This is a genomic window from Sandarakinorhabdus sp., assembly GCF_031430775.1.
GTDB lineage: Bacteria > Pseudomonadota > Alphaproteobacteria > Sphingomonadales > Sphingomonadaceae > Sandarakinorhabdus.
Window position 1 is genome coordinate 1 of record NZ_JANPCD010000202.1, and the last position, 7,493, is coordinate 7,493.

10 protein-coding genes are annotated in these 7,493 nt (G+C 64.8%); 7 read left to right on the plus strand and 3 right to left on the minus strand.

Annotated features, from left to right (window positions below; translation table 11 throughout):
* The coding region (locus RMQ73_RS13150; protein ID WP_310498744.1) for an alkaline phosphatase family protein at positions 1–402 on the minus strand (402 nt) is incomplete at its 3' end.
* A 61-nt stretch (positions 403–463) separates the two neighbouring features.
* On the opposite strand from RMQ73_RS13150, the gene uvrC reads away from it, so the two are divergent.
* Entirely contained in the window at positions 464–2,386 is a 1,923-nt protein-coding gene (gene uvrC, locus RMQ73_RS13155) for an excinuclease ABC subunit UvrC (RefSeq protein WP_310498745.1), read from the plus strand.
* Positions 2,387–2,403: 17 nt separating this feature from the next.
* Complete coding sequence (locus RMQ73_RS13160; RefSeq protein WP_310498746.1) at positions 2,404–3,096, plus strand: glutathione S-transferase N-terminal domain-containing protein; 693 nt, start codon at positions 2,404–2,406, stop codon at positions 3,094–3,096.
* An 11-nt stretch (positions 3,097–3,107) separates the two neighbouring features.
* Here RMQ73_RS13160 and RMQ73_RS13165 read toward each other — a convergent pair whose 3' ends face one another.
* A complete protein-coding gene (locus RMQ73_RS13165) occupies positions 3,108–4,241 on the minus strand; it encodes an MBL fold metallo-hydrolase (RefSeq protein ID WP_310498747.1) in 1,134 nt (377 codons plus the stop codon).
* Between the two features lie 67 nt (positions 4,242–4,308).
* On the opposite strand from RMQ73_RS13165, the gene RMQ73_RS13170 reads away from it, so the two are divergent.
* From RMQ73_RS13170 to RMQ73_RS13185, 4 genes are read left to right on the plus strand one after another with little or no spacing between them, the layout of a single operon-like run.
* Positions 4,309–4,902: an FMN-binding negative transcriptional regulator gene (locus tag RMQ73_RS13170; RefSeq protein ID WP_310498748.1), complete on the plus strand. Its 594-nt coding sequence runs from the start codon at positions 4,309–4,311 to the stop codon at positions 4,900–4,902.
* Entirely contained in the window at positions 4,896–5,555 is a 660-nt protein-coding gene (locus RMQ73_RS13175) for an HAD hydrolase-like protein (RefSeq protein ID WP_310498749.1), read from the plus strand. The genes RMQ73_RS13170 and RMQ73_RS13175 overlap by 7 nt, the downstream gene beginning before the upstream one ends.
* Positions 5,552–5,764, plus strand: a complete 213-nt coding sequence (locus RMQ73_RS13180; protein WP_310498750.1) for a hypothetical protein — start codon at positions 5,552–5,554, stop codon at positions 5,762–5,764. Before RMQ73_RS13175 ends, RMQ73_RS13180 begins: the two co-directional genes overlap by 4 nt.
* Positions 5,761–6,447 carry an ATP12 family protein gene (locus tag RMQ73_RS13185; RefSeq protein WP_310498751.1) on the plus strand — a complete coding sequence of 229 codons (687 nt, stop codon included), beginning with the start codon at positions 5,761–5,763 and terminating at the stop codon, positions 6,445–6,447. Before RMQ73_RS13180 ends, RMQ73_RS13185 begins: the two co-directional genes overlap by 4 nt.
* A 2-nt stretch (positions 6,448–6,449) precedes the next feature.
* Here RMQ73_RS13185 and RMQ73_RS13190 read toward each other — a convergent pair whose 3' ends face one another.
* The gene (locus tag RMQ73_RS13190) at positions 6,450–7,190 is read right to left on the minus strand and encodes a sulfotransferase (protein ID WP_310498752.1); all 741 of its coding nucleotides are present in this window, start codon (positions 7,188–7,190) and stop codon (positions 6,450–6,452) included.
* A 97-nt stretch (positions 7,191–7,287) separates the two neighbouring features.
* Here RMQ73_RS13190 and RMQ73_RS13195 point away from each other — a divergent pair.
* Positions 7,288–7,493, plus strand: a 206-nt coding sequence (locus RMQ73_RS13195) for a carboxyl transferase domain-containing protein (protein ID WP_310498753.1), incomplete at its 3' end; no start/stop codon positions are given.

Here is a 7,493-nt window from a genome sequence, read left to right on the forward strand (position 1 = left end):
GGCGCCGTCCCACCAGCGCCGGTCCTCGACCGCCGCCCGATTCGACAGACTGAACTTGCCGAGCGCCGCATCTTCCATGGTGTTGCTGACGATGCCGTGACGGTCGGGGCGCAGGCCGGTCACCAGCGTGTAGTGGTTGGGGAAGGTCAGCGAGGGAAAGCTGGGCCGCATGGCAGGTGTGGTCACGCCGCGAGCCGCCAGTGCCGCGATGTTGGGCGTGATCCCGCGCCGCAGATAATCGGCGCGCAGGCCATCGACCGATATCAGGATGACCAGCGGACGCTGGGGCGCAGCAGCAGAAACAGCAGCAGGCATTGCCGCCGATGGGACCGGCGGCGTGCGGCCGGAACAGGCAGCGAGCACCAGCAGCAGCGGCACGCAGAATCGTGCAAAAATCGTCATCAAGGCCCCTGAACAGGTTGCATCATTTGGCGTTCTGGCCGGCTTTTACTACAGGGACAACATGGCCGAACTGCCCCCCGATCGATTTTCCGAGGAAAGCGCCACATTTGCGCTCAAGGGCAGCGATGTGCCCGACCTCGATCGCGGCGTGGCGGCGATCCGCAATGTCGTCAAGACACTGCCGGCGCGGCCGGGCGTGTACCGGATGATCGATGCCGGCGCCAACGTGCTGTATGTCGGCAAGGCGCGGGCGCTCAAGCAGCGCGTCACCAATTACACGCAGGTGACCCGCCTGCCACGCCGGCTGCAACGCATGGTGTCGCAGACGCGGTCCATGGAGATCATCACCACCAATTCGGAAGCCGAGGCGCTGCTGCTCGAAGCGCAGATGATCAAGCGCTATCGCCCGCCATACAATGTGCTGCTGCGCGACGACAAAAGCTTTCCGTTCATCCTGCTGCGCGATGACCATGAATTTGCCCGCATTTCCAAACATCGCGGTGCGCGCGTCGCCAAGGGCAGCTATTATGGGCCGTTTGCCAGCGCCGGCGCCGTCAACGCGACGCTCAACGCCCTGCAGAAGGTGTTCCTGCTGCGCAGTTGCACCGACAGTTTCATGGCGGCACGCGACCGGCCATGCCTGCTGCACCAGATCAAACGCTGTTCGGCGCCGTGCACCGGGCGTATCGACGCCGCCAGCTATGCCGAGCTGGTCGCCGACGCCAAAGGCTTTTTGTCGGGCCGCACGCAGGAGGCACAAAAAAAGCTCGCCGATGCCATGCAGGCCGCAGCCGCCCGGCAGGATTTCGAGATCGCCGCCGTGCTGCGTGACCGGCTGAAGGCGCTGACCTTCATCCAGGGCAGCCAGGCGATCAATGCCACCGATGCGGACCAGGACGCCGATGTCATCGCCATGGCCAGCGACGGCGGCGCCATGTGCATCCAGCTGTTCTTTATCCGCAGCGGCCAGAACTGGGGGCACCGAGCGTTTTTTCCGGCCCATACCGAAGGCGTCGATGAAGCCGAAGTGCTGCAAAGCTTTCTGGCGCAATTGTACGAGGATCTGCCACCGCCGCGCGAATTGCTGCTCGACCGCGCGCTGCCCGAAGCCGATCTGCTGGCCGAGGCGCTGTCGGGCAAGGCCGGCCGCCGGGTCACCATCCGCGTGCCGCAGCGCGGCAGTGGTCGCCGCATGATCGAACAGGCAGCGCGCAATGCCAGCGAAGCCATCGCACGGCGCCGCGCCGAAGCCACCACACAGGGGCGCCTGCTGGCGGAGTTGGCCGATCTGTTCGAATTGGAAGGCCCGCCAAAACGCATCGAAATCTATGACAACAGCCATATCATGGGGACCAACGCGCTGGGTGCCATGGTCGTGGCCGGGCCGGAGGGATTCCAGAAGAATCAGTATCGCAAGTTCAACATGAAGGACGAATCCATCACACCGGGCGATGATTTTGCCATGATGAAGGCGATGCTGTTCCGGCGCTTTGCCCGGCTGGACCGTGACGACCCGGACCGGGAGGGCGAAACATGGCCCGACCTGTGCCTCATCGATGGCGGCAAGGGGCAATTGTCGGCGGTGCGCGCCGCGCTGGAGGAACTGGGCGTCGAGGGCGTGCCGATCATCGGCGTTGCCAAGGGGCCGGACAGGCACGCCGGGCGCGAGATTTTCCATCTGCCTTCGGGCCGCGAAATGACACTGCCGCCGGGGTCGCCGGCACTGTTCTATCTGCAACGCCTGCGCGACGAGGCGCATCGTTTTGCCATCGGCGCCCACCGCGCCAAGCGGGCAAAGGCGCTGGTCACCAGCCTGCTGGATGATGTGCCGGGCATCGGCCCTGCCCGCAAAAAGGCGTTGCTGCTGCATTTCGGCACCAGCCGTTCAGTCAAAGGCGCGACGCTGGAAGATCTGGAAAAAGCACCCGGCATTTCAAAGGCCATGGCACTGGCCATCTGGCAGCACTTTCACGCCGGCAATTGAGGGTATAGCCTGTAGTCATGACCCTCAAGCTTTACACCGCGCCGACACCCGATGGGTACAAGGTCTCCATCGCGCTTGAGGAGATGGGCCTGTCCTATGCTGTCGTGGCCGTCGATCTGGCCAAGGGCGAGCAGAAGCAGGCGGATTTCCTCGCGATCAACCCCAATGGCAAGGTGCCGGTGTTGGTCGATGACGGCTTTGCCATCATGGAATCGGGTGCCATCCTGTTGTGGCTGGCGGAAAAATCCGGGATGCTGCTGCCAACCGAGCCGCAGGCGCGTAGCTTGGCGCTGCAATGGCTGATGTTCCAGGTCGGCGGCATCGGCCCGATGATGGGCCAGGCCAATGTCTTTCACCGGTATTGGCCCGAAAAACTGCCGGCAGTCGTGACCCGTTATCAGGCCGAAGGTCGGCGGTTGTTTGCGGCGCTCGACCACCGGCTGGGCGAAGCGGAGTTTCTGGCCGGCGACTATGGTATAGCCGATATCGCCAACTGGTGCTGGGTACGCACTGCGAAATGGAGCGGTATCGACACCAGCGGCCTGCCGCATCTGGCCCGCTGGAGCGCGGCGATTGCCGCGCGGCCAGCAGTGGTGCGCGGGCTTGGCGTGCCGGAAAAATCGGCGATCAAGGATGACAACAGCACGCCCGACCCCCGGATGGTGGAACGGATGCGCACGATGCTGGGGTTTTCGCGCCGCGAGGCGTGAGGCGCGAAGCCTCAGGCAATAGCGACAAACCGGTCGACGCCGTCGCTGCCGAGGATGCGGCGGACCTTGCCGCGTTCCTCCAGCCAATGCAGGTGCGCCACGGCCTCGCCGGTTGCGATGCCGTAATCGCTTTCGCCCACCGGCTTGCGGAACAGCGTCGCAAAGCTTTCGAACGCAGTGCGCGGCTCGGCGCAAAAGGCCTGGAGTTTTTCCAGCTTGTCCTGATGATCCTCGGCCAGCTGGTCGAGCCGGATGTGCAGGCCGGTGAACGGTTCGTTATGGGCGGGCAGCACGAGCACGCCGGCGTCGATCCGGCGCAACCTGTCGATGGATTCGAGCCAGTCACCCAGCGGGTCTGCATAGGGCTCGGTGGGATAGACCGAGACATTGCTGGTGATGCGCGGCAGCACCTGATCGCCCGAGATCATGATGCCATCGTCGCTGACAAGGCAGCTGTGTTCGGGCGCATGGCCGCGGCCGGTCACCACGGTCCAGCGCCTTGACCCGATGGTCAGCACGTCCTTGTCGCGGATACGCTTGAACCCGGCAGGCAACGGGCTGACGATCTTGGAGAAATTGCCCCAGGGCTTTTGCCGCAGGCCCTCGACCGCCTCGTCCGGCCAGCCGGCGCGGATGGAGAAATCCACGGCCTCGGGCGGCGGCGCATCGCGGACATCGAGCGTCAGCGTGCGCGCCAGCAGATATTCGGTGCGGGCAATTTCCAGCGGCACGTTCCAGCGCCGGCACAGCCAGCCTGCCAGCCCCAGATGATCGGGATGATAATGGGTAACAATGATGCGGGTGACGGGCTTGCCCGCCAAAGGCCCGGCGAACAGCATTTCCCAGTATTTCTTGGTAATGCCCATGTTGACGCCGGTATCGACCAGCGCCCAGCCCCCATTCGGTCCATCGCCGGCATCCAGCGCCCACAGGTTGATGTGGTCCAGCCCGAACGGCAGCGGCATGCGCAGCCAGTGGATGCCGGGCGCGACCTCGACCTGCGTACCGGGGGTGGGAACCCAGCGGCCTAAGGGATAGTGCAGCCCGCGCAGGTCCTGCGGGCTGCGCGCCTCCTGGGGGCTGGCGGCAATGCGCTGGCGCTCGGCGGGCGGGGGAACATCTTGCGCAAGACTGACATCGGACATGCACGAGCTTTAGATTGGCGGCCGGGCGGGGTCGACTCTTCTTGCCGATAGGCTATCTGCCCAATTCATGCATCCCAACCCCGCCTTTCGCCTGAAAGACGATCCGCTGGCCTTTGTCGCGGCGCATGGCTTTGCGCATCTGTTTGCCATGACACCGGATGGCCCACGCGTCGCCCATGCACCTCTGCTGGTGGCCGGCGGCGAACTGCGATTTCATCTCGCCAACGGCAATGCGCTGGTGCCGCATCTGAACGGCGGGCGGTTGCTCGTCAGCGTCGGCGGTCCCGGTCATTACATTAGCCCGAACTGGTATGACGACCCGGCTGCCAATGTACCGACATGGAATTACCAGACCGTCGAGATCGAAGGGCCGGTCACGCAGTTGGACGCCCAAGGGCTTGAAGCGCTGCTGAAGCTGTCCTCTGCGACATTCGAGCCGCGCGTCGGCGAAGACTGGACCATGGCCAAGATGGCGCGGCCTCGCGCCGAAGCGATGATGCGTGCCATCACCGGCTTTGCCATGGTGCCCGATACGGTCCGGACCACGCAAAAGGCCAGCCAGAACCGTAGCGAGGATGATGCGCGCGCCGTCATCGCAGCACTTGAAGAGCGCGGCGAACTGGCCGGCGCGGCGGCAATCCGAAGGGCACGTGGATGGTAAAACTGGCAGTCTTTGATTGTGATGGGACGCTGATCGACAGTCAGGTCAATATCATCCGGGCGATGGAATCCTCGTTCCAGCGCCATGGCCTGGCACCGCCCGACAGCCACGCCACGCGGCGCATCGTCGGCCTGAGCCTTGTCGAGGCCATGCAGGTGTTGCTGCCGGATGCCGAGCCGGCCCTGCACGAAAGCATGGCGCAGGATTACAAGCACGCCTTCCAGCGGCTGCGGGCCGACAAGGCGCTTGATCCCGAACCGTTGTATCCCGGCGTGGCGGATGGGCTGGCCGAGCTGCTCGATACCGGTTGGCTGCTGGGCGTGGCCACCGGCAAGTCGGATCGCGGCCTGGCGCTGGCGCTGTCGCATCATGGCATCACCGGCCATTTCGTGACGTTGCAGACGGCCGATCGCCACCCATCGAAACCCCACCCTTCCATGCTGCAAGCCGCAATTGCCGAAGCCGGCGCGCAGGCCGGCGGCAGCGTCATCATCGGCGATACCGCGTTCGACATGGGCATGGGCGTTGCCGCCGGCGTGCGCGCCATCGGCGTCGATTGGGGCTATCACGACGCCGATGAACTCGTCGCGCACGGCGCCGAACATGTCGCGGCCGATATGGCCGATTTGCTGGCACACCTGAGGACGACATGACCGAGAGCCTGAAGCCTGAGCCATTGCCGCCCGCATTGGCGCGCAAGCGGTTTCTGATCTTTGTCGCGGTGCGTTTTGCCGGGCTGGGCTGCCTGTTTGCCGGGATATGGCTGGGGCGCGACGGGCCTTCGGTGGCGGCCTTTGCCGTCATGGCGCCGGGCCTGGTCAGCCTGTTCCTGCGCCCCCGCCATCTCGGGCTGACACGGTGAAGCGCTTCTACACCCACGCGGCCATCAGCGATGCGCCCCCCCATGGCATATTGCTCGACGGCAAGCCGGTGCGCACGCCTGCGCGGCTGCCGCTGGCCCTGGACAGCCGGAACCTGGCAGAGGCGATTGCCGGCGAATGGGCGGCGCAGGGCGAGACGATCCTGCCGCGATCGATGCCGCTGACCGGCCTCGCCAATGCGGCCATCGACCGGGTCGCACCCGATCCATCGGCATTTGCCGTGCGGCTGGCGGCCTTTGCCGGGTCCGAACTGCTGGCCTATCGCGCCGATGGCCCGGCCAGCCTTGTCGCGCGCCAGACCGACCAATGGGACCCTTGGCTGGCATGGGCGGCGCAGCGCGACGACGCACATTTCTCACTCGTGGTCGGCATCCTGCACAAGCCGCAGGCGCCAGAAAGCCTGGCGCGCATCACGGCCGCTTATGGTGCGTTTTGCCCACTGCAACTGGCGGCGCTTGATCCGGTGGTGACCATCACGGGGTCAGCCGTGCTCGGGCTTGCCGTGGCTGCCGGCGAGATGGATGCGGACACCGCCTATGCGCTGGGCCATCTCGATGCCATCTGGCAGGAGGAATATTGGGGCCGCGACCCGCTCGCAGAAGCCGCCGAGGCAGAACGGCGCGCCGATTTGGCGGCAGCCGTGCGGTTCCTGCGGCTGCTCTGACGTCAGGCTGTCAAGGCCGCGAGCCACCAGCCGATGGCCGCCGCGACCGCCGCGCCAATGAAGACCATGGCGATCGCTGCCCGTTTCATGCTCTTGAACATCATCTGGAACTGGGCGCGGTCGTTGACATTGGGAAAGGGCGTGTCAGGCACCGGCACCCCCAGAAAGGTGCACAGCGGCGCCCAGCCCTGATTGGCGGTGAATACCAGAAGCCTGTCAGGCGGCACGGCAGCGACCACTTCGGCCAACTGCCGGTCATATTGGGCCATGGCCGCTGCGCGGTTGACCATGGCGCCCTGCAAGGTTCGCTGCCAGATCAGCTTGCGGCACATCGGTCCCATCTTGCGGCCAAACGGCGTCAGCACTTCCAGCACCTTCCAGAACCAGCGGTTCTCGGTGAAGTAAATCGTCTCGATGGCGCTGTCATACCAGGCGCTGCTGCCTCCCGGGTGCAGGGTCATCAACACTTTTGCGTCCGGGTAGGCGACCAGCAGTTCGTGCCAGACACAACTGCCCGGAAAATCGACCATGGCAGTGTAGTTGGCGAACACCTGTTCCCAGTCATGCGCGGCGCCCGCAGGACTGTCCGCGACACGCCCCCAGAACTCAAGGTGGCCCTTGTTGGCCGGGTTCCGGATGACTTCGACCATGTGATAACAGGGGAAGCCCAACTGGTTCAGCGCCGTAAACGTGCTCATGGTGCCGGTGCGCCCATATCCGGCGCCGATGACCTGTAGTGCCATGGCGTGTTCCCCCTGCATGCGCAGCATAAGCGATTTGCCAGTGTTGCAAAGCCCTTCCCCGCTGCTAGACGGAGAGGGATATTTGCCGGGAAACGCCATGTTGAAGACGCTTGAGGAACTGGAACGCCGCCGCGCCGCCGCCCGTGCCGGAGGTGGTGAAAAACGCATCGCCGCGCAGCACGCCAAGGGACGACTCAGCGCCCGCGAACGGCTCGACATCCTGCTCGATCCCGGCTCGTTCGAAGAACTCGACATGTATGTCGAACATAACTGCGTCGATTTCGGCATGGCGGAACAGAAAAT

Excerpts from the sequence above, each read along its gene's own strand:
- uvrC (WP_310498745.1), top strand. The coding sequence starts at position 464 with ATGGCCGAACTGCCCCCCGATCGATTTTCCGAGGAAAGCGCCACATTT.
- RMQ73_RS13160 (WP_310498746.1), top strand. The coding sequence starts at position 2,404 with ATGACCCTCAAGCTTTACACCGCGCCGACACCCGATGGGTACAAGGTC.
- RMQ73_RS13165 (WP_310498747.1), bottom strand. The coding sequence starts at position 4,241 with ATGTCCGATGTCAGTCTTGCGCAAGATGTTCCCCCGCCCGCCGAGCGC.
- RMQ73_RS13170 (WP_310498748.1), top strand. The coding sequence starts at position 4,309 with ATGCATCCCAACCCCGCCTTTCGCCTGAAAGACGATCCGCTGGCCTTT.
- RMQ73_RS13175 (WP_310498749.1), top strand. The coding sequence starts at position 4,896 with ATGGTAAAACTGGCAGTCTTTGATTGTGATGGGACGCTGATCGACAGT.
- RMQ73_RS13180 (WP_310498750.1), top strand. The coding sequence starts at position 5,552 with ATGACCGAGAGCCTGAAGCCTGAGCCATTGCCGCCCGCATTGGCGCGC.
- RMQ73_RS13190 (WP_310498752.1), bottom strand. The coding sequence starts at position 7,190 with ATGGCACTACAGGTCATCGGCGCCGGATATGGGCGCACCGGCACCATG.